Origin of the sequence: Rhodococcus wratislaviensis (genome assembly GCF_900455735.1) — a bacterium.
GTDB lineage: Bacteria > Actinomycetota > Actinomycetes > Mycobacteriales > Mycobacteriaceae > Rhodococcus_F > Rhodococcus_F wratislaviensis.
This window is the reverse complement of the sequence record NZ_UAUI01000001.1, coordinates 1214102-1236793: the sequence shown is the minus strand read 5'-3', so window position 1 is coordinate 1236793 and position 22692 is coordinate 1214102. Positions and strand designations below refer to the sequence as shown.

21 protein-coding genes and 1 riboswitch are annotated in these 22692 nt (G+C 69.2%); of the genes, 7 read left to right on the top strand and 14 right to left on the bottom strand.

The window, feature by feature from the left end; translation table 11 throughout:
• Positions 1 to 28: 28 nt before the first annotated feature.
• Positions 29 to 1615 (top strand): glycosyltransferase family 39 protein, encoded by a 1587-nt coding sequence (locus tag DTA22_RS05700; RefSeq protein WP_112298729.1) that lies wholly within the window; start codon positions 29 to 31, stop codon positions 1613 to 1615.
• Positions 1616 to 1619: 4 nt separating this feature from the next.
• Here DTA22_RS05700 and DTA22_RS05695 read toward each other — a convergent pair whose 3' ends face one another.
• The 3 genes from DTA22_RS05695 to DTA22_RS05685 form a co-directional block, all read right to left on the bottom strand.
• Positions 1620 to 3068, bottom strand: a complete 1449-nt coding sequence (locus tag DTA22_RS05695) for an outer membrane protein assembly factor BamB family protein (protein WP_112298728.1) — start codon at positions 3066 to 3068, stop codon at positions 1620 to 1622.
• Between the two features lie 5 nt (positions 3069 to 3073).
• Positions 3074 to 4414, bottom strand: coding sequence for a hypothetical protein (locus tag DTA22_RS05690; protein WP_112298727.1), 1341 nt, complete (start codon positions 4412 to 4414; stop codon positions 3074 to 3076).
• 141 nt (positions 4415 to 4555) lie between these two features.
• On the bottom strand, positions 4556 to 5980 hold the full coding sequence (locus tag DTA22_RS05685) for a short-chain fatty acyl-CoA regulator family protein (protein WP_112298726.1): 1425 nt from the start codon (positions 5978 to 5980) through the stop codon (positions 4556 to 4558).
• A 168-nt stretch (positions 5981 to 6148) separates the two neighbouring features.
• On the opposite strand from DTA22_RS05685, the gene prpD reads away from it, so the two are divergent.
• From prpD to DTA22_RS05670, 3 genes are read left to right on the top strand one after another with little or no spacing between them, the layout of a single operon-like run.
• The gene (prpD, locus tag DTA22_RS05680; RefSeq protein ID WP_112298725.1) at positions 6149 to 7651 is read left to right on the top strand and encodes a 2-methylcitrate dehydratase PrpD; all 1503 of its coding nucleotides are present in this window, start codon (positions 6149 to 6151) and stop codon (positions 7649 to 7651) included.
• Entirely contained in the window at positions 7651 to 8568 is a 918-nt protein-coding gene (gene prpB, locus DTA22_RS05675) for a methylisocitrate lyase (RefSeq protein ID WP_112298724.1), read from the top strand. The genes prpD and prpB overlap by 1 nt, the downstream gene beginning before the upstream one ends.
• Entirely contained in the window at positions 8565 to 9686 is a 1122-nt protein-coding gene (locus DTA22_RS05670; protein WP_112298723.1) for a bifunctional 2-methylcitrate synthase/citrate synthase, read from the top strand. Before prpB ends, DTA22_RS05670 begins: the two co-directional genes overlap by 4 nt.
• Positions 9687 to 9737: 51 nt before the next feature.
• Here DTA22_RS05670 and DTA22_RS36680 read toward each other — a convergent pair whose 3' ends face one another.
• The 5 genes from DTA22_RS36680 to DTA22_RS05650 form a co-directional block, all read right to left on the bottom strand.
• Positions 9738 to 9872, bottom strand: coding sequence for a hypothetical protein (locus DTA22_RS36680; RefSeq protein WP_255221341.1), 135 nt, complete (start codon positions 9870 to 9872; stop codon positions 9738 to 9740).
• Between the two features lie 95 nt (positions 9873 to 9967).
• Entirely contained in the window at positions 9968 to 11332 is a 1365-nt protein-coding gene (locus DTA22_RS05665) for a T3SS (YopN, CesT) and YbjN peptide-binding chaperone 1 (RefSeq protein ID WP_112298722.1), read from the bottom strand.
• 70 nt (positions 11333 to 11402) lie between these two features.
• Complete coding sequence (locus DTA22_RS05660) at positions 11403 to 12071, bottom strand: ESX secretion-associated protein EspG (RefSeq protein ID WP_112298888.1); 669 nt, start codon at positions 12069 to 12071, stop codon at positions 11403 to 11405.
• Between the two features lie 14 nt (positions 12072 to 12085).
• Positions 12086 to 13006, bottom strand: a complete 921-nt coding sequence (locus DTA22_RS05655; protein ID WP_112298721.1) for a WXG100 family type VII secretion target — start codon at positions 13004 to 13006, stop codon at positions 12086 to 12088.
• A 106-nt stretch (positions 13007 to 13112) separates the two neighbouring features.
• Positions 13113 to 13667 (bottom strand): hypothetical protein, encoded by a 555-nt coding sequence (locus DTA22_RS05650; RefSeq protein WP_112298720.1) that lies wholly within the window; start codon positions 13665 to 13667, stop codon positions 13113 to 13115.
• Positions 13668 to 13956: 289 nt separating this feature from the next.
• Here DTA22_RS05650 and DTA22_RS05645 point away from each other — a divergent pair, with 289 nt between their 5' ends.
• Positions 13957 to 15534, top strand: a complete 1578-nt coding sequence (locus tag DTA22_RS05645) for an FAD-dependent oxidoreductase (RefSeq protein ID WP_112298719.1) — start codon at positions 13957 to 13959, stop codon at positions 15532 to 15534.
• The gene (locus DTA22_RS05640; protein ID WP_174233742.1) at positions 15531 to 15863 is read left to right on the top strand and encodes a 4Fe-4S dicluster domain-containing protein; all 333 of its coding nucleotides are present in this window, start codon (positions 15531 to 15533) and stop codon (positions 15861 to 15863) included. Before DTA22_RS05645 ends, DTA22_RS05640 begins: the two co-directional genes overlap by 4 nt.
• A 21-nt stretch (positions 15864 to 15884) precedes the next feature.
• On the opposite strand, the gene DTA22_RS05635 is transcribed toward DTA22_RS05640, so the two are convergent.
• A complete protein-coding gene (locus DTA22_RS05635) occupies positions 15885 to 16874 on the bottom strand; it encodes an alpha/beta hydrolase (protein WP_037227005.1) in 990 nt (329 codons plus the stop codon).
• A 178-nt stretch (positions 16875 to 17052) separates the two neighbouring features.
• Here DTA22_RS05635 and DTA22_RS05630 point away from each other — a divergent pair, with 178 nt between their 5' ends.
• On the top strand, positions 17053 to 18414 hold the full coding sequence (locus DTA22_RS05630) for a WS/DGAT/MGAT family O-acyltransferase (RefSeq protein ID WP_174233741.1): 1362 nt from the start codon (positions 17053 to 17055) through the stop codon (positions 18412 to 18414).
• Positions 18415 to 18427: 13 nt separating this feature from the next.
• On the opposite strand, the gene DTA22_RS05625 is transcribed toward DTA22_RS05630, so the two are convergent.
• The 5 genes from DTA22_RS05625 to DTA22_RS05605 all read right to left on the bottom strand — a co-directional run bounded on the left by DTA22_RS05625 (position 18428) and on the right by DTA22_RS05605 (position 22604).
• The gene (locus DTA22_RS05625; protein ID WP_112298716.1) at positions 18428 to 19240 is read right to left on the bottom strand and encodes an ABC transporter ATP-binding protein; all 813 of its coding nucleotides are present in this window, start codon (positions 19238 to 19240) and stop codon (positions 18428 to 18430) included.
• The gene (locus tag DTA22_RS05620) at positions 19233 to 20054 is read right to left on the bottom strand and encodes an ABC transporter permease (protein WP_061044482.1); all 822 of its coding nucleotides are present in this window, start codon (positions 20052 to 20054) and stop codon (positions 19233 to 19235) included. Before DTA22_RS05620 ends, DTA22_RS05625 begins: the two co-directional genes overlap by 8 nt.
• On the bottom strand, positions 20032 to 21072 hold the full coding sequence (locus DTA22_RS05615; RefSeq protein WP_081792192.1) for an ABC transporter substrate-binding protein: 1041 nt from the start codon (positions 21070 to 21072) through the stop codon (positions 20032 to 20034). Before DTA22_RS05615 ends, DTA22_RS05620 begins: the two co-directional genes overlap by 23 nt.
• A complete protein-coding gene (locus DTA22_RS05610; RefSeq protein ID WP_037227009.1) occupies positions 21057 to 21779 on the bottom strand; it encodes a TenA family protein in 723 nt (240 codons plus the stop codon). The genes DTA22_RS05615 and DTA22_RS05610 overlap by 16 nt, the downstream gene beginning before the upstream one ends.
• Positions 21773 to 21868, bottom strand: a riboswitch (TPP riboswitch). It overlaps the preceding gene by 7 nt.
• Positions 21869 to 21926: 58 nt before the next feature.
• Entirely contained in the window at positions 21927 to 22604 is a 678-nt protein-coding gene (locus tag DTA22_RS05605) for an NUDIX hydrolase (protein ID WP_037227011.1), read from the bottom strand.
• Positions 22605 to 22692 lie beyond the last annotated feature (88 nt).

The following is a 22692-nucleotide window of genomic DNA, read 5'->3' as shown; positions in this document are numbered from 1 at the left end:
GATTTCACCTACCTCGAGGAACCGCGAGATGACGTCGCCCCCGCCCGTGCTGGCCAGTGAGTCGCGGCCCACCGGTGCGGAGCGGGGAACCCGGGCGTTCACGAGATGGTGCGACCCGCTCCTCCTCGGACTCGTGGCGGTCGCGATCTCGGGCTTCCGGTCCTGGTCGCCGTCGTTCTGGCACGACGAGGCGGCCACCGTCTCGGTCGCGGGGCGCGACATCCCCGACATGGTGCGGTTGCTGTTCGACGTCGACGCCGTCCACGGCGCGTACTACCTGGGAATGCATGCGTGGCTGCGCCTCGTCCCCCTGACCGAGTTCTGGGTGCGACTGCCCAGCGTGGTGGCCGTGGGGATCGGCGCCGCCGGGCTCGTCGTGCTCGGAAAGCTGGTGTCGACGCGACGGGTGGCGCTGGTCGCGGCGCTCGTGTTCGCGATCCTGCCGCGGGTGACGTCCGCCGGCATCGAGGCGCGCTCGTACGCGCTGTCCGCGGCGCTGGCGGTGTGGGTGACCGTCGTGTTCGTCGTGGCCGTGCGCCGGCGGGCGGGCACCGCCTGGGTGCTGTACACGCTGCTCGTCGCGGTGTCGACCACGGTGTTCCTCTACAGCATCCTGATCGTCGCCGCGCACGTCGCGACGCTCGCGATGACGAGGACCGGACGTCGCTGCGTCGGGTCCTTCCTCCTGGCGGCAGGCGCGGGCATCGCGATCGCGGCGCCGGTGATCGTGCTGGTGCAGTCGCAGGCGGATCAGGTTTCGTGGATCGACGGCAGGAATTTCGATCTCGTGTGGATCGTGCTCGTCGAGCAGTACTTCGACAACGCACTTCCGGTCGCCGTCGTCTCCGGACTGCTCGTCGTCGCCGGAGTGACGGTCGGCATCGTTCGTGGGCGTGACTGCCGGGACGGCGAACAGCCCGGGCTTCTCGCGACGGCCGTGCCCTGGCTCCTGGTGCCCACCGCGCTGGTCCTGCTGTATTCGCTGACGTCGCAGAACGTGTATCTGGGTCGCTACTTCACGTTCACCGCCCCCGCGTTCGCACTGCTCCTCGGACAGTCGACGGTGTGGATCGCCGGCCTCGCCGGACGACGGTCGACGCCCCTTCTCGCGGTGATCCTCGCGCTGGTCGGTGCCGTCGCCCTGCCGCACTACCTCGTGCAGCGCGGACCGTATGCCAAGCCGAGCGGCATGGATTACAGCCGCGTCGCGGACCTCGTCGAATCCGAGGCGGCACCCGGCGACTGCGTGCTGTACGACCTGAAGAACGCGTGGAATCCCGGCCCGATGCGCACCGTCGAGGCGGTGGATCCGCCCGCCTTCGCCGCCCTCCACGACATCTCGCGGGGATCGACGGCCGCGGAACTGGGCGGATTGTGGGACGAGACGCTGGCGCCCGATCGCATCGCGGACCAGATCAGGAGCTGTCCGGCGATCTGGCTGCTGACCGACCGCTCCGCGGGTGTCGACAGCCACACCGGGTCCGCCGTCGATTCCCGTGATCCGGTGGCGCTCGGCGCCAACTTCCGCGTCGCGCGGTCCTACGGTTTCGCCGTTCAGGAGCGGTGGCAGCTCAACGTCAGCCAGGTCGTCCACTTCGTCCGGCCCGCCGCGTAGCGACTCACTTCGCCGCACCCAACCCGACCATCGTCCCCGACGTCAGGTAGACCAGGCGGGTGTCCGACGCCGCGACGACGGGTGTGCTGCCCCACGAGTCGTCGTCGATCACGGTCTGCAGGGGGAGCGCCCACAGTTCCTCGCCGGACCGGACGTTCTCGGCCCGCAGGACATCGGATTCGAGCAACACTGCGGTGTCGCCCTCTGCGGCGACGACGGTGCCGTACGAGTCGGAGTTTCGTTGCCACAGCCGTTTCCCGGACCTCAGGTCGAGTGCGGCTTCCGTCTTGCCCTCGTAGTCGCGCAGCAACGCGACATCCCCCAGGACGGCGACGGCGGTACCTTGCGTGGTGTTCGGGCCGTACGACTCCGGAGTGTTGACTCGCGGCGTCGACACGAGATCCGAGCTCGTCCACAGCAGTTCGCCCGTCGTCCGGTCGTAGGCGCCGTCACCGAGCAGTACCGGAATCGTGGTGTCGGCGGGGCGATCGGCTGCGAGGGTGTGCACCGCCTCCACGTCCGATGCCGCGAGGACGCGACCGGTGCGATCGACGGCCTCGGAGCCCAGCACCGTGCTCAGGGTGCAGTCGCTGTGGACGCGGACGACCACCCCGCCCTCGGTGGCCCGGGCGGACTGCGTGCAGTCGGGCAGAGTGCGGGTGAACGTCGGTGTCCCGGTCGCGAGGTCGAACCCTGCCACCTCCCCGCCGAGTTCGAGCACACCCTGACCGTGCTCGGTGCTCATGAGGTGGCCGAACGCGTGCTCCCACGCCGAGCCGAGGTCGAACCGCTGCGCCCAGCGGGCATCGGGGTCGGTGGGCACACCGCTGTGGACCCGGATGTCGTCGGATTCCGGGTCGCCTTCCATCACGTACAGCCAGTCGTCGGCAGCCGTCATCGCGAGGATCGTCCAATCGGTGGGAGTGCGGGTCACGGAGCCGTTCTCGGTGTCGACCGCCAGGATGACGGGTGCGTCCTCGAAGGGAGTCGTGTAACAGACCATCCGCCCGGCAGCGAGGGTGTCGGCGCACCCGCCCAGCGACTCGACCGGCGTCTCCCAGCGCACCGATCCGGTGTCGGCGTCCACCCCGGCCAACCGCGTCTCGTCCAGCCCGGACGTCTGCTGGTTCACCAACCCGATCATGGTGACCAGCACCTGTCCGGCGTCGACGAATCCCGGCTCGCCCGAGTCGAATCCGCTGCCGTACACAGGGTTGCGGAAGACGGCGAACTGTCGATCGTAGGTGGCTGCCGCATCCAGCGACCACTCGGGGCCGGGTGCCCCGGGCGACGCCTCCGGGGCGTCGGGACCCACAAAGCCGGTGACCACGGGGATGTTCACCTCCTGAAATTCCGGTTCGTGCACGATCACGGTGGCGACGGCGCCGGCGACGGTCACGACCGCCACGAGCGCTGCGGCCCAGAGATTTTGGGTGCTCGTGTCGAGGCCCATGTCGGCTACAACTCCAGTCCGGGGGTCGTGGCGAGGGATTCGAGAAGCTCGTAGGGGAGCGGGGTGGCCGGCAGCGTGGAGGTCGAGCTGACCGACACCCGGATGCCCGACAGCCGTGTCAGCGTCACGTAACGGCCGGCCTCGTCGACGGCGGGTTCACCGGGGTCGGACGCCGCGGAGGTGTACCCCTCCTGTCGCTCCGATACGGAGCCGTCCGGCAGTCGGGTGGCCTTCGCGGCCTGCGGGTCGTAGGACGGGTCGTACCTGTCCGGCTCGGGCGGAACGGTGTAGCCACCCTCGATCGAGATCCGCAGGGTCCCCTCGGATCCGGGTGTGGTGACGTCGACACTCTCACACACCGCGTTGTCGCTGTACTCGGCCAGTTGCAGCGATCCGAGCGGTTTCGACAGCGCGATATTCCGGTCGCGCCAGGCGTCGTCGAGCACGGCATTCAGCCTGTCCAGATCGGCGCGGGTCAGCGCCGGCCCGTCGTCCTCGGAGCCGATCCCGGACCCGCATGATGTCGGGGGAGGTGGAGTACCCGATGGAACGGGTGTGCTCACCCGCAGTTCGGGGCGCAGCACGATGGCGGAGAGTTCGTCGAGGGTCAGTGGGATGGTGCCGCTGTACTTGTTGCCCGGGTCGGCCTCGGCGAAGTTCTCGTCGGTGGCGTTGGCGTGGATCCAGGTGCCGTCCGGGAAGTAGCCGGCGACACTCCGGGACAGTGTGCGGTGGCCCTCGTACTCGGACCACGTGTCGTCCGCATCCAGCACCGTGCCGTCGGGCAGCGTCGTGCGACTGTCGAGTTCCCCGGCCACACACGGCGGAATCGGCCTGTCCGCCTTGCTGACCGACAACCACAGCGACCCGGGGGAAGAGTCCCGGAGCAGTGGTCCCCGAGCGCTGGTGACGCCGCCGAAGTCGTCCTCGACGTCCGGTGGCTGCTCGTACTCCGGAATCGGCTCGAACAGCAACGACTCCGTGGGGCTGACGAGGGGGATCTCCACCGCCTCCGGCAGGGCGCCCTGGACGGCGGCAGTCATGGCCGAGGCCTTGAGTGCCGAGAACCACGGGTAACGCGGGTTGTCGTAACTCTGCTCGCCTCCGACCCACATGGCGAAGGCTTCCCCTTCCGACGGCGGTTCCACCGTCGCGCAACCGGGGATGTCGACGGGATACTCGACCGTCGGGGTGACGTACGACGGAAGCCCAGCTGCGTCCTCGACAGTGGCCGTGCCGGATCCGGAATCGAGCAGTCCCGCGACGATCACCCCGCACGCCATGATCGACACCACGACGAGTGCCGTCGTCCAGCGGTCTTTGCGCCTGTCCGCCCCGTCGCTCATGTGCCCCCACCCGTGTCGCAGGCGCTCACCCCGAACGAAGGAGCATCCGAAGTCCTATTCGTCACGATTGCGAACAGCGTTACCGCCCGTGAGCGGTTGACGAGTCTCCGGACTCCTTAAGCACGCACGGGCGCGGAGCGCCTACCGGCCCTGCGGATAGGGGAGATGGGCGCTGCTGTCCTCGTTGACGAGTACGGCCCGGCCCAGTTGTGGGAAGGCGCGTTGCGCGCACGCGGGCCGGTCGCACACCTTGCAGCCCGCGCCGATCGGGACGACCGTGCTCGGGTCGTCCGTCTGGATTCCACGCGAATAGACCAGCCGATCGGCGTACCCGAGGTCGCAGCCGAGACCGATCGCGAAATTCCGTTCCGGAGCGAGGTAACCGAGACCGCCGCTGTGGGTGGTCCGCGCGATCCACAGGTAGGCGCGCCCGTCCGGCATCTTCGACACCTGCGTGAGGATCCTCCCCGGATTCGCGAACGCCTCGTGGACCACCCACAGCGGGCAGCTGCCGCCCACCCGGGAGAAGTGAAACGCGGTGGCGGACTGACGCTTCGAGATATTCCCGGCGCGGTCGGTGCGGACGAAGAAGAACGGCACGCCGCGCTGACCCGATCGTTGCAGCGTCGACAGCCGGTGACAGATCGTCTCGAACCCCACCTCGAACTTCAGGCTCAGCAGGTCGATGTCGTAGCGGAGCGATTCGGCGGCGCCCAGGAACAGCGTGTACGGAAGGATCAGCGCCCCGGCGAAGTAGTGAGCCAACCCGATTCGCGCGAGCGCCGCGGATTCGGCGGTCAACGACTCGTCCTCCGCGACGATCGCGTCGATCGTCTCCGACTGCGTGAAGAACGCCACCTGCATCGCGATCTGGAACGCGCGCTGACCGGCGGTGAGCCGTCGGGCCAGCGTCAGCGTGCCTGCCTCGGCGTCGTACAGTCGCTTGGGGCCCAGCTGTTCCGGTTCGTCGGTGCGGATGCGCACGGTCACCCCGTGCCGGTCGCGGAGGATGCGGGCCAACTGGAGGTCGAGCGCGCCGATCGTCAGTCCGTTGCCCCTGAACATCTCCTCGGCGGCGTCGTCGAGGCGACCGATGTGGTTGCGCCGATCGTAGAAGAAGTCCCGCACCTCCTCGTAGGGCATCGGCACGTGCGCCGGATCCGGCGCGGCGTCCCCGGAGATCTGGGCGGAGAACTGGTCGAGTTGGTCGGTGGTCGCCCGCAACCGGCGGTGCAGCATCACGAGTGTTCGCCCCACGGCGGGCATCCGGGCGACGAGTTCGTCGATCTCCGCCAGCGACACCTCGCCGGACTCCGACGTGTCCACCAGCGCCTCGTGCACGTCCGCGACCAGCCGGGCATCGGTGTCGGAGGCGAAGAACTGGACGTCGAGATCGAACACCTCGTTCAGCTTGAGCAGTACCGGCACCGTGAGCGGCCGCTGGTCGTTCTCGAGCTGATTGACGTAGCTCGGCGACAGCCCGAGGCTCTTCGCGAGAGCCAGTTGCGACAGCCGGCGTTCCTCCCGGAGCCGCCGCAGCCGGGGTCCGGCGTACATCTTCTTCATGCGTCCCACTCCTTGCTCGCCGCGCCACAGACAGTACCCAACGAGAATTCGCAGCATTCGCAAGTTTGCTGGGTTCGATACGCACGAATAGGCCTTTGCGAGGTCTTTCTTGCCCCCGAGACCTCTGCGTAGCGTGCGAAAGGAAGGACGAGGACCACGGAGGACACGATGAAGACACATCTCGTACGCACGCGACGCTCGGCGGAGGAGTTCCCCAGGAACGAACACCTGGCCTGGAAGATCGCGGAAGTGGCCACCGACCCCGTCGAGGTGTCCGGAGCGACGGCGGAGATGATCGTCAACCGGATCATCGACAACGCCGCCGTCGCCGCGGCCTCACTGACCCGCCGCCCCGTGTCGAATGCCCGGGCGCAGGCGCAGTCGCATCCCTACAGCCCAGGGTCGACTGTGTTCGGTGTTGACGGCACCTTTTCGCCCGAGTGGGCGGCGTGGGCCAACGGTGTGGCGGTGCGGGAACTGGACTTCCACGACACTTTCCTCGCCGCCGAGTACTCGCACCCCGGTGACAACATTCCGCCGATCCTCGCGGTCGCCCAGCACGCCGGACTCGGCGGACGCGACCTGATACGCGGCCTCGCCACCGGCTACGAGGTCCAGATCGACCTGGTGCGCGCAATCTCCCTGCACGAGCACAAGATCGACCACGTCGCGCATCTCGGCCCGTCGGCGGCGGCCGGGATCGGCACCGCACTCGGCCTCGACACGGAGACGGTGTACCAGGCGATCGGTCAGGCCCTGCACCTGACGACGGCGACGCGGCAGTTGCGCAAGGGCGAGATCTCCAGTTGGAAGGCGTACGCTCCGGCGCTCGCCGGCAAGGTGGCCGTCGAGTCCGTGGATCGGGCGATGCGGGGCGAGGGGTCTCCGTCGCCGATCTGGGAGGGGGAGGACGGTGTCATCGCGTGGCTGCTGGGCGGACCGGACAAGGAGTACCACGTTGCGTTGCCCGGCCCAGGTGAGGACAAGCGTGCGATCCTCGACAGCTACACCAAGGAACACTCGGCCGAGTACCAGAGTCAGGCGCCCATCGACCTCGCGCGCCGGATGCGGGAGCGGATCGGGGATCTGTCGCAGATCGCGTCGATCGTGCTGCACACCAGCCACCACACGCACGTCGTGATCGGCACCGGTTCGAACGACCCGCAGAAGTTCGACCCCACCGCCTCCCGCGAGACGCTCGACCACTCGGTGATGTACATCTTCGCCGTCGCGTTGCAGGACGGAACGTGGCACCACGAGCGCTCCTACGCCCCCGAGCGGGCGCAGCGCCCCGACACGGTGGAGTTGTGGCGCAAGATCTCCACGGCCGAGGACCCGGAGTGGACGCGCCGCTACCACTCGACCGACCCGGACGAGAAGGCGTTCGGCGCCCGTGCCGAGATCACGCTGAAGAGCGGGGAGGTTCTCGTCGACGAACTCGCCGTCGCGGACGCGCATCCGCTCGGTGCCCGGCCGTTCGCCCGCGACCAGTACGTCGCCAAGTTCCGCACCCTCGCCGACGGTGTGGTCGCGCCTGCCGAGCAGGACCGCTTCCTCGACGCCGCGTACCGCGCTGCCGACCTGTTGCCCGGTGAGCTGGACCAGTTGACGTTCACCGTGACGGAGGACGTGCTCGCCCGCGCACCGAAGCTGCCGAAGGGACTGTTCTGATGACCGGGCTGATCGCCGCGGCCACGTCGGTGGCCGACAAGCGGAAGGCGTTCCGGGCCGGGCTCGGCTCGGGCACGCTGCAGCGCCTGCCCGGAGCCTTCAACCCGTTGGTGGCCAAGCTGATCCAGGAGATCGGCTTCGAGGGCGTCTACGTCTCGGGCGCCGTCGTCTCCGCGGACCTCGCCCTGCCCGACATCGGACTGACCACCCTGACCGAGGTCGCGGGACGGGGGCAGCAGATCGCCCGCGTCACCGACCTGCCGGTCCTGATCGACGCCGACACCGGGTTCGGGGAACCGATGAGCGCGGCGCGCACCGTCACGGTCCTCGAGGACGCCGGGATCGCCGGCTGCCACCTCGAGGACCAGGTGAACCCGAAACGCTGCGGCCATCTCGACGGCAAGGCGGTGGTGCCGGCGGACGAGATGGTGCGGCGGATCCGGGCGGCGGCCTCGGCGCGCCGCGATCCGAACTTCGTGATCTGCGCCCGCACCGACGCCCGCGGAATCGAGGGGCTCGACGCGGCCATCGACCGGGCCAAGGCGTACGTCGACGCCGGCGCGGACCTCGTGTTCACCGAGGCCCTCGCCGAAGAGTCGGAGTTCGAGAAGTTCCGCGCGGGCATCGCCGTCCCGTTGCTCGCGAACATGACGGAATTCGGTAAATCCGAGCTGATTTCGGCGACGACGCTGCAGGACATCGGGTACAACGCAGTGATCTACCCGGTGACCACGCTGCGGCTCGCGATGTACGCGGCCGAGGCCGGCCTGTGGCAGATCGCCGAAGAGGGAACGCAGGCCGGTCTGCTCGATCGGATGCAGCACCGCAGCCGGCTCTACGAACTGCTCGACTACGAGCGGTACAACGAATTCGACAGCGGCATCTTCAATTTCCGGATCGAGGGGAGTGGGTCATGACCGAAGCAATTCCCACCATCTACAAGGGGCTGGCCGGTGTCGTCGTCGACACCACCGCCATCTCCAAGGTGGTGCCGGAGACCAATTCGCTGACCTACCGCGGTTACGCGGTGCAGGACCTGGCGGCGCACTGCAGCTTCGAGGAGGTGGCGTACCTGCTCTGGCACGGCGAACTCCCGACCCCCGCGCAACTGGAACTGCTCTGCCAGCGTGAGCGGGCGGCACGCCGCGCGGACCGCTCCCTGCTGTCGCTGCTGGCGAAGATGCCCGACAACTGCCACCCCATGGACGTGGTGCGCACGGCGATCAGTTACCTCGGTGCGGAAGACCCGGCGGAGGACGACAATTCACCGTCCGAGAACCTCGCGAAGGCGCTGCGCATGACGGCGGTGCTGCCCACGATCGTGGCCGCCGACTTCCGGCGCAGGCGCGGACAGGACCCGATCGCACCGCACTCGCACCTGGGGTTCGCGGAGAACTTCCTGAACATGTGCTTCGGGGAAGTGCCCGATCCGGCCGTCGTCACGGCATTCGAGGTGTCGCTGATCCTGTATGCGGAGCACAGTTTCAACGCGTCCACGTTCGCGGCCCGCGTGGTGACGTCGACACTGTCCGACATCTACAGTGCGGTCACCGCGGCGATCGGGGCGTTGAAGGGTCCGCTGCACGGCGGCGCCAACGAGGCCGTCATGCACGACATGCTCGAGATCGGCGATCCGGACCGCGCCGAGGAGTGGCTGCTGGGCAAACTCGCCGCCAAGGACAAGGTGATGGGTTTCGGTCACCGGGTCTACAAGAACGGTGACTCGCGGGTGCCGACCATGAAGGCGGCGCTGCACGACGTCGCCGCCGCCACCGGCGGCGAGAAGTGGGTGCGGATGTACGACATCCTGGAGAAGACGATGTCCGGCGCCACCGGGATCGCGCCGAATCTCGACTTCCCGACCGGTCCGGCGTACTACCTGATGGGATTCGACGTGGAAATGTTCACGCCGATGTTCGTGATGAGCCGGATCACCGGGTGGACCGCCCACATCATCGAGCAGGGCGCGTCGAACAGTCTGATCCGCCCGCTCAGCGAGTATTCGGGCGTCCCCCAGCGGTCCGTCGTCGCCTGACGGCTTGTGCGCCTTTGTGGTTGCTGCTGCTACCAGAAAGGCGCACGGGCGCTAGCGCTTCTTGACGTGCGAGACGATTTCCGGATCGCTCTGTCCGGTCGTCTTCATCTTCTTCTCGGCGCGCTTCTCCTTCAGCGACTTACCGGATTTCTTCGACATGGAATTGCGGGGCGATTTGTCAGCCATGGACCATCCCTGAATGCGGAACCTGGACGGCTCCGATAGTGCTGACAGTACGCCACATCCCGGGAAACCCGGACCGATCGTCGAAAGGGCGGCTCCTAGGACGACGGATCGTCGAACAGGGTCTGCTCCTCGGGGTTGGTGAACAGTCCCATCTGCTCGGGCCGCGGCTTGCTGTCGGGAGCACTCGCCGTCGGTGGCAGCACGACGGTCCGGAGGGCGTGGCGCAGGGCGCCGACGATGCGCTCCCAGTGGTCCGCCGACGCATCGTCGGTCTCACGCAACCGGGACACCCAGGCGGTCCCGGTGTCCAGGAGCACGAGGATCCGGTCGCGGTCGTGACCGCAGACGTCGGCGACGACAGCCGGATCGGCGTCCTCCCCGGGCCCGGAATCGAGATGGAACAGTGTCTGGAGTTCCTTCGGCAGGTCGGTCGACGACATCCGGCTCTCGGCGCGGGGTGCCGCGTCCACTTCCGGTTCGGGTTCCTCGTCGGGGCCGGAGTCCCGGTTGAAGAACAGTTCGCCACCGAACCGGGACGCGAACTCGTTGTCGACGGTGCGCAGGAAATCGGAGAACGCCTTGCAGCTGTCCGTGAGGTGCTGCGGGACGAACGGATTGCCCGACACTTCCAGGAATGCCGACAACCGGTCGTCGACCAGCACGAACTTCAGCCGCGACCACGTGCGGTTGAGGTCGGCGGTGACCTCGGCGGCCCGGGTGCGGTCGCTGATGTCGTGCACCAGCGGCGCGAACAGTTGCACGTCGACGGTGTCGGCGAGCGGGCCGACGAACAGGATGGTGTTGCCCATCCGGATCGGGACGTCCCCGTCCGGGTCGCGTTCGGGCAGCAGCCCGAGCATCGGTACCAGCGCGAGCGTGATCAGTTCGTGCAGATGCTCGACGTCGCGCGGGACCACGGCGGCCGCGGGGTCGAGCTGCGCGACCAGCGGCGGCCGCACCGCAACCGGGTCGAACGTGGCCTCGGGATCCGTGCTCGACGTCTCGGTGCTCAGGAACGCGGGATGCGTGATTCCCCAGACGTCGCGGAACGCGGCCACGGCCATCGCGGCCAGCTGATCCGACCACGACAGTTTCTTGTCGACGTAGAACGCGGGGGAGCCGTCGTCGGGTTCGTCGTCCGGACCGCGGGTCGGCCGGTTCCAGCCCAGCTCGGTGAGGTACGTCTGCTCGGCCTCGGTCAGCGCGCGGTCGGGGTGCAGGTAATGGTTCGACGGCACCTCGCAGCGCACCGTGTCACCGTCCCACACGACGAACTGGATGCACGGCATCAGCCCCTGGGATTCGTCGAGCTCCTCGAATCCCGATTCGAGGACCAGAAGGTCCTCGTCCTGCATCGCTGCCAGATAGTCCGCGAGGCGCCGCTGGAACTCGGCCCAGTCGCGGTTCACGCTCGAATCCAGATCGAAGTCCTGCATGTCTGCTCCGTCCGGGTCGGCCACGAATCACCTACTTCCGCTCTATACGGTAGCGGCGATCGCCGACACCGCAGCGCGGGAGGGTGCGGTGGGCTCAGACGGGGTGACCGGCCGCGATCCGTCCGGTCAGCCGGGTGACGGCGTCGAGAAGGTCCCACGACGTCCCGGGTTCCACCGCCACGGAGCTGTCGCCCCACACGAGGTACCGGCCGTCATCCTCGATGTCCCGCCACGCCAGACCGCCGACGGGGCGTGGTGAGTGCCGCGGGCCGCGGATGACGGTGACGACCCCCTGGCTCGTCGACGGCCGGTCGAGGATCCGGGCCGCCCGGGCGCTCCCGGCCGGTGTCGGCGGGACCACGACGCCCGCCGCCGTGCCCGCGTCGGCGTCGGGGAGCTGAGCGATCAGCTGCCTGCCGACGTCGTATGGTTCGCAGTTGCGGATCACCACGTCGGCGCCCGGATGCTGCACCGCCGCGACCCCGTGTCCCCGAGCGAGTGCTCCCGTCATGCGGATCGGGGCACTACCGTCGTCCGCACCCGCCGAACCCGAGATCTCGATCCGGAGGTCGGGTTCGGCGAGCACCAGCAGCGCCGACGCGAGCGGGTCGTGTTCGGGTCCGGAGAAGTCGGCGCGGATCCGGTTCTGCTCCGCCTCGAACTCGTCGGCGGTGGCCAGCGTGCTCGTGACCTCGAACGGATACGGAATGCGGTCCTGGCCGGTCCGCGCCCACAGTGCCGAGAACTGCGGACCGTTCAACACCCAGTGCGCCACGACTATTCGCCGATCACCGCGGGTGTGACGAGGGGCAGTTTCCCGACGAGTTCGCTTCCCTCGTCGATGCTCTCGAGGTACGTCGGGGGTTCCTCCTCGACTTTCCGCGCGGCGGGCACGGCCGGACCGCTCGACCGCTCGGGGCCGGGCGTCCGGTGAGAGGACACGATGCTGCGCGCGTACTGCGCCACCCCGCCGCCGACGGCCCCGGCCAGCGCCGCACCCGCGATCGAACCCGGCGCAACCGGTGCGGTCGGCGACGGGTCCTCGAACAGCACCTGGCCGCTCCTGCGGTGCTCATTGCGCGGGACGGATTCGGACTCGGACTCGGGCTCGGCCACCTGCTGATCGCTGGGTATGCCGTGCACTCCGTTCGGTCCGATGTCGAAGCCCACCGGCTGGCCGTGGGCCGTTGCCGCGGCGTGGGTCGCGGCGAGGCCGGCGGTGGGGAGTCGTTCGTCCGCATCGCGATACGCCGAGGTGTAGAGGGTGTCCATGGCGGCCTTCGCGTCCTGTTCCGCGGCGTCGGCGTCGGCTTCCGCGGTCCAGTTGTCCGGCAGCACCCGGGTCCAGTCGGTCGGGTGGTCGCCGGGAAGGGCCACTGCGCCGCGCACCGCTTCGGCGCCGGCGGTCGCGTGCCGCAACGCATCACCCACATCGGTGAACCGGCTCCCGACCTGCCCGGCGCGGGCGGCGTAGTCGTCGAGCGCCGACGCCACCGCGGTCGCGGCCGGCCCACGCCAGCCGGCGTCGACGGCGGCGCGGGTTCTGTCGTGGAACGCGGTGACCGACTCCTGGAACCGCCGTCCGAGGTCGTCCCAGGCCGCGGCGACCGCACCGGACTCGGCGGGCCTCAGCGCGTCGACCGCGCTCCTGATGGCGCGGTGATCCCACTCGCCCGACCGAAAATTCTCCCCATTCATCCCCGACCTCCGATGCTGGACACTCACGGTCCCGGAGTGGACCCCCCAATCCGGCGGGAAGCCACCTTACCGACTCCTGCACGGGGCTTGTCAGCGCTCCCGAGCGTCAGCCTCGCGGTCTGGTGGTGAGGGGCGGGATGGTGATCACCGGACGCGTCGTCGTGGTGGTGGTGACCGGCGGCAGCGTCGGCTCCGCGGGTGCCGCCGTCGGCGGGGCCGCGATCCGGGGCGCGGTCTGCTCGGTCGTCGTGACGACGGGAGGCCGGGTGACGGGTGTGGTGACCGGGGCGAGGCTGATCGTCGGGGGAGGTGGCGCGACCGTGGTCCGGACCGGTGGCGGCGGAGGCGGGGCGGGAGTCGTCGAGGGCGCGGGCGGCGGCGCCGTGGTCACCGGCGCCGGTTCGGTGGTGAGGGTGACGGCCCGCGGGGTGGTGAGGTCGGCCATCTGCCAGGTCGGGGTCGGCGGGACGAACACCTGGAAGGTGGCCGGCGCGGCGCTGTAGGGCCCGGCGGCCTGCAGGCCCTCCGACGTCAGCGGTGGCGGCACCACTGCCGGCCCGCGGTTGCCGAACGCGCCGCCCGCGGCACCGATCATCAGGCCGGAGACCGCCGACACGGTGGCAATCGCGAGTGCCCCGATCGCTACAGTCCTGTCGTCCATGTGCTACCCGTCGTCGGCGTGCAAATGCGTCCACCATAGAGGGCGCTGCCGCCTGCTGCCGCATGTGTCCGGAAGGTGAGTCGTCCGGGCTGGTTCGCTCGATGGTTGCCGGGGTTCGGCGCACGCTGACGAGAACCCTTGTTCGGGCGAGCCGGTCCGTCGACGATCGAGCGGTGTCCATACCGCTCCGACCGGGGGTAACGATGTCTCTGCTCGACTGGTTGTTCCGCCGCCCGCTGTCCGAACGAACCCGGGCGGCCGTCGCTGCGTCGGCGATGCTGCTCGCTTCGTGAGCCACCTCGAGATCGCCGCCGACGTCCTCGTCCTCGGCGGCGGACCCGCCGGAACGTGGGCGGCACTGGCGGCGGCCCGGGAGGGCGCGCGGGTCGTCCTCGCCGACAAGGGGTACTGCGGCACCAGCGGCCCCACCGCGTCGGGCGGCAACAACCTGTGGAACGTCCCGCCCGGTCCTGCACGCGAACGGTCGGTGCAGGCCCGCTTCGAGGACGGCGGCAGGCTGTCCGAGCCGGCCTGGATGTACCGGGTGCTCGAGGAGACCCACCGCCGGGTGGACGAACTGGCGGGCGCCGGCTACCGGTTTCCGTCCGGCGACGACGGCCGGGAGGTGCGCACCAGCCTGCAGGGGCCGGAGTACATGCGCCGGATGCGCAGGCGCGTGCACCGCGCCGGGGTCACCATCCTCGACCACAGCCCCGCCCTGGAACTGCTCACCACCGGGGACGGCGTCGTGTCCGGTGCCGCGGGTCTGCAACGGCAGAACGGATACGCGCCGTGGTCGGTGCGCGCCGGGGCAGTGGTCGTGGCGACCGGCGGCTGCGCATTCCTGTCCGGAAGCTTCGGAACGAACGTCGACACCGGCGACGGACTGCTGATGGCCGCCGAGGTCGGGGCGTCGTTCTCGGGCATGGAATTCTCGACGGCCTACGCGCTGGCACCGGCGTGGAGTGGCCACACCAAGGGTTTGATGATGCAGTTCGCCACCTACTACGACGCGGACGGCCGAACTCTCGGGGACGGCGGGTTCTCCGCACGCGGGGCCGCGATGGCGCACCTCGCCGCCGGCCGCCCCGTGTACGCGCGACTGGACCGGGCCAGACCCGACATCCGCGCGGCCATGCGCACGTCGCAACCGAATTACTTTCTGCCGCTGGACAAGGCGGGCATCGACCCGTTCACGCAGAAGTATCCCGTGCGGGCAGTGCTGGAGGGAACGGTGCGCGGAACCGGTGGCATCCGGGTCGCCGGCACCGACTGCGCCAGTGACGTTCCCGGCCTGTTCGTGGCTGGTGATGCGGCCACCCGTGAACTCGTCACCGGCGGTCGCAGTGGCGGCGGCAGCCACAACGGGGCGTGGGCCATCTCCTCCGGTACGTGGGCCGGCGCGGGTGCGGCCCGGTTCGCACGGGGGCGGCCCGTCCTCGACGGGGTGCGCGGCGCGGGCGCGGCGGGACTGCGCGGACCGTCCGCCCGCAGGCAGGCGTCGCGCTCCATCGTCGGACTGGTGCAGGAGCACACCCTGCCGCTGCGACGCAGCTACCGGCGCAGCGCGACGAGCCTGCAGGACAGCGTGACCGCCCTCGACGAGGCCTGGTCGGGTGCCGCCGATCTGCTCGGCGGCACCGAACGGGAACTGCTGCAGGCGCGTTCGGCCGCCGCGATGCTCGCCGTCGCGCGGTGGGCGACGCACTCCGCGCTGGCGCGGACCGAGACCCGGGGGATGCACGTGCGCACCGACCTGCCCGACACCGACCCGGCGCAGACCCGCCGACTGATGTCGGGCGGACTCGGCGAGGTGTGGGTGCGACCGGAACGCGGCACCGCCGAGGCCCGGACGGCCGCGTCGTGATCGAGGTCGTCGTCGCCGACCGCTGCGTGCAGTGCGACATCTGCATCAAGGTCTGCCCGACGGACGTCTTCCGTCGCGGCTCGGACGGGGTTCCCGTCGTCGCGCATCAGGAGGACTGTCAGACGTGCTTCATGTGTGAGGCGAACTGTCCCACCGACGCGCTGTACGTCGCGCCGTTCGACACCCCGGTTCCCGAGGACTCGACGCACACCGACGCCGAGGGGTTGGCGGAGTCGGGGGCCCTCGGGGCCTACCGGGCCGTGATCGGCTGGGGTGGCCGTCGCACACCGGGGTCCACGCTCGACCGGAATCACCTCTTCACCCCGTGAGTACTTGTCAACCGCGGGCGGTCAAGAAGTACTCACGGGTGTGGCCTTGCGGATGAACCGGCCGATCTCGCGGATGGCGCGGGTGCCCTCGGGGAGCAGACCGGCCGCGGCCTGGAAGACGTGCACCTGCCGTTCCCACACCTGCAGTTCGCACGGCACACCCGCCTGGGACAGTCGCTCGGACATCAGTTCCGCGTCGACGTACACCATTTCCTGCGAGCCGGTCTGGATCAGCGCCGGCGGCATGGAGGCGAGGGAGCCGTCCACGGGTGACGTGGACGGCTCGTGCCCGCCCCTGGTGTCCAGTCTTTCGATCAGCCTGGACAGGGCGCCGACTGCGCGTTTGGGGAAGACAGCGCAGAGGTCGGCGTTGGGATGGGCCAGCTTGTTCACCGGGTCGAGGTCGGTCAGCGGCGACAGCGCGACGTCGGCGGCGGGCCGCGGCAGCCCCTGGCGCAGGGCTTCGAGCGTCACCATGAACGTCAGGAATCCGCCTGCCGAGTCGCCGGCGATGACGATGCGGTCGGCGGTGTACCCGTGCGAGAGCAGCCACCGGTACCCGTCGACACCGTCCTCGACGGCCGCCCGGATGGGGTTCCGCGGGATCATCCGGTACGCGACGTTCAGCGTCGACGCCTGCGACTCCGCCGAGATCCGGGACACCATCTGGCGGTGGGAGTTGATCCCGCAGCACAGGAACGCCCCGCCGTGGAGGTAGAGGATGGCCCGGTCGCCGAGCGCACCCGGAGGCCTGATCCATTCGGCGCGGCAGTGCGGCAGCCGGATGGGCCGGCGCACGGTTCCGCGGATGGGGCCGAGCGAGTACCCGAACAGGTCGACGACTCCCGTGGGCCACGGCAGTTCGGGGTAGCGCGCCCACCCGTCGAGGAACGGCCGGACCGTGCGACGGAGTGTGTGGGCGAGGGCCGTCGACTGGAGGCTGGTTCCGGCGAACTCCCGCCGCGTCACCGGGAGGGGTGACGGGCAGAATTCGTAAGTCGCAGTGCTCATTGCCTGCCTCCGTTCCGGCCTCGGTGCCCGTCGACTTGCTGCCTTTAGGTTTTCCACCTCTTTGCGCCGTACGGTCTACATCGAAGTTGGTCGCACGGACGCTACGCCCGACGTAGCATCCAGGCGGAAGTCGTAATGGGATAGTGACCGAGCGGGGGTGAACGTCCAGGTGGGGATCATGCCGGTTACCGATTCGATATTCCTTCTCGGCGAATCGCGAGAGCATCCGATGCATGTGGGATCGCTCGAATTGTTCACACCGCCGGAGGATGCCGGCCCCGACTACGTGAAGTCGATGCACGAGACGCTGCTGAGACACACGGACGTCGACCCCACATTTCGGAAGAAACCGGCGGGCCCCGTCGGCAGTCTCGGGAACCTGTGGTGGGCCGACGAGGCGGACGTCGATCTCGAATACCACGTGCGTCATTCGGCCCTGCCTGCCCCGTACCGGGTCCGGGAACTGCTGACGCTCACGTCCCGGTTGCACGGCACGCTCCTGGACCGTCATCGCCCTCTGTGGGAGATGTATCTGATCGAGGGTCTCAGCGACGGCCGGTTCGCGATCTACACCAAGCTGCACCACTCGCTGATGGACGGGGTCTCCGGACTGAGGTTGCTGATGCGGACGTTGTCGACCGACCCGGACGTGCGCGACGCGCCGCCACCGTGGAACCTGCCGCGCAGGGCGTCGGCCAACGGTGCCGCCCCCGCCCCCGACCTCTGGTCGGTGGTGAACGGGGTCCGGCGCACGGTCGGTGAGGTGGCCGGTCTCGCGCCTGCGTCGCTGCGCATCGCCCGCACCGCGATGGGGCAGCACGACATGAGGTTTCCGTACGAGGCGCCTCGCACCATGCTGAACGTCCCGATCGGTGGGGCGCGCCGGTTCGCCGCGCAGTCCTGGCCGCTCGAACGCGTCCACGCCGTGCGGAAGGCGGCCGGGGTCAGTGTCAACGACGTCGTGATGGCCATGTGCGCCGGGGCGTTGCGGGGGTACCTCGAGGAACAGAATGCGCTGCCGGACGAGCCGCTGATCGCGATGGTTCCGGTGTCGCTGCGCGACGAGCAGAAGGCCGACGCCGGCGGCAACGCGGTGGGGGTCACGCTGTGCAACCTGGCGACGGACGTCGACGACCCGGCCGAACGTCTGACGGCGATCTCCGCCTCCATGTCCCAGGGGAAGGAACTGTTCGGCAGCCTCACCTCGATGCAGGCGCTGGCGTGGTCGGCGGTCAACATGTCGCCGATCGCGCTGACACCGGTGCCGGGGTTCGTCCGCTTCACACCGCCACCGTTCAACGTGATCATCTCCAACGTCCCGGGACCGCGGAAGACCATGTACTGGAACGGGTCCCGGCTGGACGGCATCTACCCGACGTCAGTGGTGCTGGACGGGCAGGCGCTCAACATCACGCTCACCACCAACGGCGGCAACCTCGATTTCGGAGTCATCGGGTGCCGCCGCTCGGTGCCGAGCCTGCAGCGCATCCTCTTCTATCTCGAGACGGCTCTGGGTGAACTCGAGGCGGCATTGCTCTGAGGCGCAGCCTTTTTCAGCGCCGGGCCGACTCCTGCTCGACGAGTGCCCGACGCGACTCCTCGTGGAGCACCCCGAGCAGTTCGTGTTCGACGTCCGCGAACTCGGGCGACGTCATCATCGACAATTCGCGGGGACGGGGCAGGCCCACCGTCACCTCGCGACGCACGGTGGCGGGCCGCGCGGACAGCACGACCACCCGGTCCGACAGGTAGACGGCCTCCCGGATGTCGTGGGTGATCATCAGGACGGTCCAGCGGTAGCGCTGCCACACGTCCTGCAACCAGGTCTGCATCTCGGTGCGGGTCAACGAATCCAGGGCGCCGAACGGCTCGTCGAGCAGCAGCACCGGACGGTCCTGGACGACGGTCCGCAGCATCGCCGCACGCTGTCGCATCCCGCCGGACAGCTGGCTCGGGCGGGCGTCCTCGAACCCGCCGAGACCGAACACGGAGAACAATTCCCGGGCCTTGTCCCGCGCCTGCTTCCGGGGCACACCCTGCACCTCGAGTCCGAGGGTGGTGTTGTCGAGGACGGTGCGCCACGGGAACAGCAGGTCCTTCTGCGGCATGTACGCGCATTTCGCGGGGCCGCTCCCCGCGGGACGCACCGGTTCGCCGCCGATCGTGACGGTGCCGGAGTCGGGTCGGTCGAGACCGGCGAGCATGGAGAACGCGGTGCTCTTCCCGCAGCCGCTGGGGCCGATCACCGACACGAACTCACCCGGTTCGACGGTGAACGAGACGTCGTCGAGGACCGGCCGGATGCCGCCGCGGACCGGGAATCCCTTGCTCAGACCGGACAGTGCGACGCGCGCGGTGTCACTCATGCCGGGCCCTTTCGTTCTTGATCCACGGGGCGACGACGCGCTCGACCGCGAAGGTGAGCAGGTAGAGGCTGACGCTGATCACGGCGGTCACGAGCACCGCCGCCAGCACGAGGTCGGTGCGGAAGGAGTTCTTCTGCGTCGCCATGTAGATGCCGAGACCGGACGTGGCCCCGACGTATTCGGCGAACACGGCACCCACGACGGCGTACGTGATGCCGATGCGCAGGGCGGTGAAGAACCGGGGGATCGCCGACGGAAGCCGCACGTAGCGGAATTCCTGCCACCGTGAGGCGCCCATGCTGCGCAACAACGCGCCGGCCTCCCGGTCGGCGGCGGCGAAACCCTCGATCAGACCGATCGTCATCGGGAAGAACGTGGCGAGCGCGATCACGAGAATCTTCGGCAGCAGACCGAATCCGAACCAGATGATCATCAGCGGCGCGATCGCGATGATCGGCAGTGTCTGCGACACGACGAACAGCGGAACGAACGCGCGTCGCAGCCATGGCGAGAAGTCCACGAGCACCGCGAGGGCCCACGCGAAGAGCAGGGACACAGCGAACCCGATCAGCGTCACCTGGAGTGTCGCGGAGGCGTGACCGGAGATGGCGTCCCGCGCCCGCCAGCCCTGCTGGACGACCCGCAGCGGCGACGGCAGCACCTGCGGCCGGATACCGCTGACCGTCACGTACACCTGCCACGCGACGACCAGCAGTGCCACGACCACGACCGCGGGCAGCACCCGCCGCAGCAGCGGGGACGTGCCCGGGGCCGTGGTACGGAGACTGGGGTCAGGGCTGAGCGAGGTACTCATTGGTGAAATACGTCGACCAGTCGGGTTCCGTGGTCAGCGGTGCCCCGTCGGGGCCGGTGAGCAGGCCGTGCTTGAACAGGAAACCGGAGTACCCCGCCCACTGCTCGGCCGTCTGTGTCCCGACCTTGCCGGAACCGTCCTTCATGTACTCGGAGGACAGCATCTGCTGGCTCTCCCGCACGAGGGATTCGTCCGTGAAGGCGCCGGGGTTGGCGTCGATCAGTATCTGCGCGGCCTCGTCGGGCCGGTCGGCAGCGAACTGGTATCCACGCTGCAGCGCCTGGACGAACTTGCGGGCCTGCTCGGGATGGTCGGCCATCCACTGCTCGTTGCCCTCGATGACGAGCGCGTACGCATCCGGGAAGCCGTAGTCGGTGTAGTGGAAGTAGCGCATCGGGGTGCCCTGGTGCTCGGCCTCGATGCCCTCCCAGCCGAAGAACGACACGGTGAAGTCGGCGGTGCCGGAGTACACGGCCTCGTAGGCCGAGGTGCCGAGCGTGACCGTGGTGAATTCGCCTTTGCCGCCGTCGTTCCGGATGATCTGCTTCAGCGTCTCCTCGCCGTCCGGGTCCGCGAAGCCGGCGTAGATCTTGCCGTCCAGATCCCGGGGGCGGGTGATGTCGGCGCGATCGGCCTTCACCGCGATGCCCGTCGCCCAGTGCTGCAGCGGAGCCATCACCGACGTGGTCTGTGCGCCCGCGGCCTTCGAGAACGTCGCGGAACTCTGGAAGCTCACCCCGAACTCCGCGTTACCGGCGTCGACCAGGGTGTCGGGCGAGGTGTCGTTGTAGGGCAGCACCTGCACGTCGAGTCCGGCGTCCGCGAACCACCCTTCCTGCTGGGCGACGAACAGACCGGTGTGGTTGGTGTTCGGTGTCCAGTCGAGTGCGAACCGGATGGTGTCGCCGGACTGCGAGTCACCGGCGCAACCGGTGAGCAGCGAGAGGGCGGAGACCAGGACGACGGCTGCGGTGGCGGCGCGTTTGATACGAGAGAAGAGTGTCACGACGCCGGCCATTCCTGCTTGTTGAGGGCGGTGTCCCAGAACATGAGTTCGTAGCGGCTGGCGATCACGAACGCCTCCGCCATCGCCTCGCGCTGGGCGTCGGTCGAGGCCTCGGCCGCGGCGTCCACGAGTTCGCGGGCCGTCGCGACGGCGGCGTGGAATTCCTCCGCGTCGTAGGTGGTCACCCACTGCGCGTAGGGGTGCGACGGGTCGGCGGAGAGCACCTCACGGGCGCTCGCCGCGAGCCGGTGCCCGACGTCGGCGTAGATCCAGAAGCAGGGCAGCACCGCGGCCGCGGCCACCGCGTACGGCTCGGTGGCGGCGACGGCCGTCAGGTAGGAGATGTACCCGAGGCAGGCAGGCGAATGCAGCGGCTCCACGTCCGACGCGGGAAGTCGCCCGCTCGTCAGCAGATTCTGGTGCAGCGTCGCCTCGACCGTGGCGGCCTCGGCCGCCGAGCCCGCCCAGAAGCCGGCCTCCACGGGGCCCGGCGCGTGCGCGGCCACCAGGGAGAGCGCCTTCGCGTACCCGGTCAGGTACAGGAAATCCTGCTCGATGTACGTGCGGAACACGTCCAGCGGCAGGGTTCCGTCGCCGAGGCGGCGCAGGAACTCGAGTTCGTCGATCGCCTCGCGCAGCACCTTGGTCCGGTCCCACAAGTGGTCCGTGAATCGGGCGTGCTGGCCTGCGCCGGCAGCGTCTTGGACAGAGCTATTCACAACGTTGACATCCCTTCGTCAGCATTACCTGAGCAGGTTCCCGGGTGTGTTCTCAGCCCCGCCCGTGCGGAGCACCCCGTGTCAGAACAAGCCGACCCTAGCACCGGCCGTGCCGCGGGCGGAAAGGCCCCGGGTCGGTGGACGGGCTCAGCCGGCGAGAAAAGCGGCCGCGGTCGGCGGGAGAGGTGCAGGGCCGCGCGTGTAGATCTCCGCGGGCCGGCCGGTCCCGACGACGGCCATGTCGCCGGTGTTGTCGAGGGCAGGCATCATGTGCCGCCGGAACGAGTCCTTCGGCAGGGGACGTCCGAACACCACCTCGTAGACCCGGCGGAGTTCGAGCACCGTGAACGTGTCGCCGGCAAGGCCGGACGGGTCGACGGACCGCGCGTACCGCTCTCGCAGGTCGGCGACGGCGAGGGCGACGACGTCCGCGTGGTCGAACGCCAGCTCCTGCGTCACCCGATCGTCGTCGACGGTGATCAACAGGGTGTCGCGGGGGAGCGCCGTGCGGGGCAGCGCGGCCCCGTGCGTCATCGACAGCACCCACCCGCGGTCGTCGCGGCCGGGATCGTCGAGCATTGCCAGCTGATGGAATTCGGTGCCACTCAGGCCGGCCTTGATGCGCAGGCACCGCTCGGCGGCGTCCTGCAGTCGTTCACCCTCGTGGAGGAAGGTGCCGGGGAGTGCGAGCTCGCCCGTACGGCGGGGAACCACAAGGACTTTCAATTCCGTGCCGTCGACGGTGAGGACGGCGACGTCGACCGCCACCGACGGGCGCGGATAGTCGAGGAGGCTCTTGCCCTCGGAATCGGTCCATGCGGCCACGCAGGAATGTTAGCGCACGGTTGATCTATATCTGTTCGATCGGTCCTGCCTGCTCATCGTTGGTAGTTTGACGAGAGATTCCCGGCAC

Coding starts and splice junctions, on each gene's coding strand:
- DTA22_RS05625 (WP_112298716.1), bottom strand. CDS start 19,240: ATGAGTGACACCGCGCGCGTCGCACTGTCCGGTCTGAGCAAGGGATTC.
- DTA22_RS05685 (WP_112298726.1), bottom strand. CDS start 5,980: ATGAAGAAGATGTACGCCGGACCCCGGCTGCGGCGGCTCCGGGAGGAA.
- DTA22_RS05620 (WP_061044482.1), bottom strand. CDS start 20,054: ATGAGTACCTCGCTCAGCCCTGACCCCAGTCTCCGTACCACGGCCCCG.
- prpD (WP_112298725.1), top strand. CDS start 6,149: ATGAAGACACATCTCGTACGCACGCGACGCTCGGCGGAGGAGTTCCCC.
- DTA22_RS05630 (WP_174233741.1), top strand. CDS start 17,053: ATGCCGGTTACCGATTCGATATTCCTTCTCGGCGAATCGCGAGAGCAT.
- DTA22_RS05655 (WP_112298721.1), bottom strand. CDS start 13,006: ATGAATGGGGAGAATTTTCGGTCGGGCGAGTGGGATCACCGCGCCATC.
- DTA22_RS05635 (WP_037227005.1), bottom strand. CDS start 16,874: ATGAGCACTGCGACTTACGAATTCTGCCCGTCACCCCTCCCGGTGACG.
- DTA22_RS05670 (WP_112298723.1), top strand. CDS start 8,565: ATGACCGAAGCAATTCCCACCATCTACAAGGGGCTGGCCGGTGTCGTC.
- DTA22_RS05615 (WP_081792192.1), bottom strand. CDS start 21,072: ATGGCCGGCGTCGTGACACTCTTCTCTCGTATCAAACGCGCCGCCACC.
- prpB (WP_112298724.1), top strand. CDS start 7,651: ATGACCGGGCTGATCGCCGCGGCCACGTCGGTGGCCGACAAGCGGAAG.
- DTA22_RS05650 (WP_112298720.1), bottom strand. CDS start 13,667: ATGGACGACAGGACTGTAGCGATCGGGGCACTCGCGATTGCCACCGTG.
- DTA22_RS36680 (WP_255221341.1), bottom strand. CDS start 9,872: ATGGCTGACAAATCGCCCCGCAATTCCATGTCGAAGAAATCCGGTAAG.
- DTA22_RS05690 (WP_112298727.1), bottom strand. CDS start 4,414: ATGAGCGACGGGGCGGACAGGCGCAAAGACCGCTGGACGACGGCACTC.
- DTA22_RS05695 (WP_112298728.1), bottom strand. CDS start 3,068: ATGGGCCTCGACACGAGCACCCAAAATCTCTGGGCCGCAGCGCTCGTG.
- DTA22_RS05700 (WP_112298729.1), top strand. CDS start 29: ATGACGTCGCCCCCGCCCGTGCTGGCCAGTGAGTCGCGGCCCACCGGT.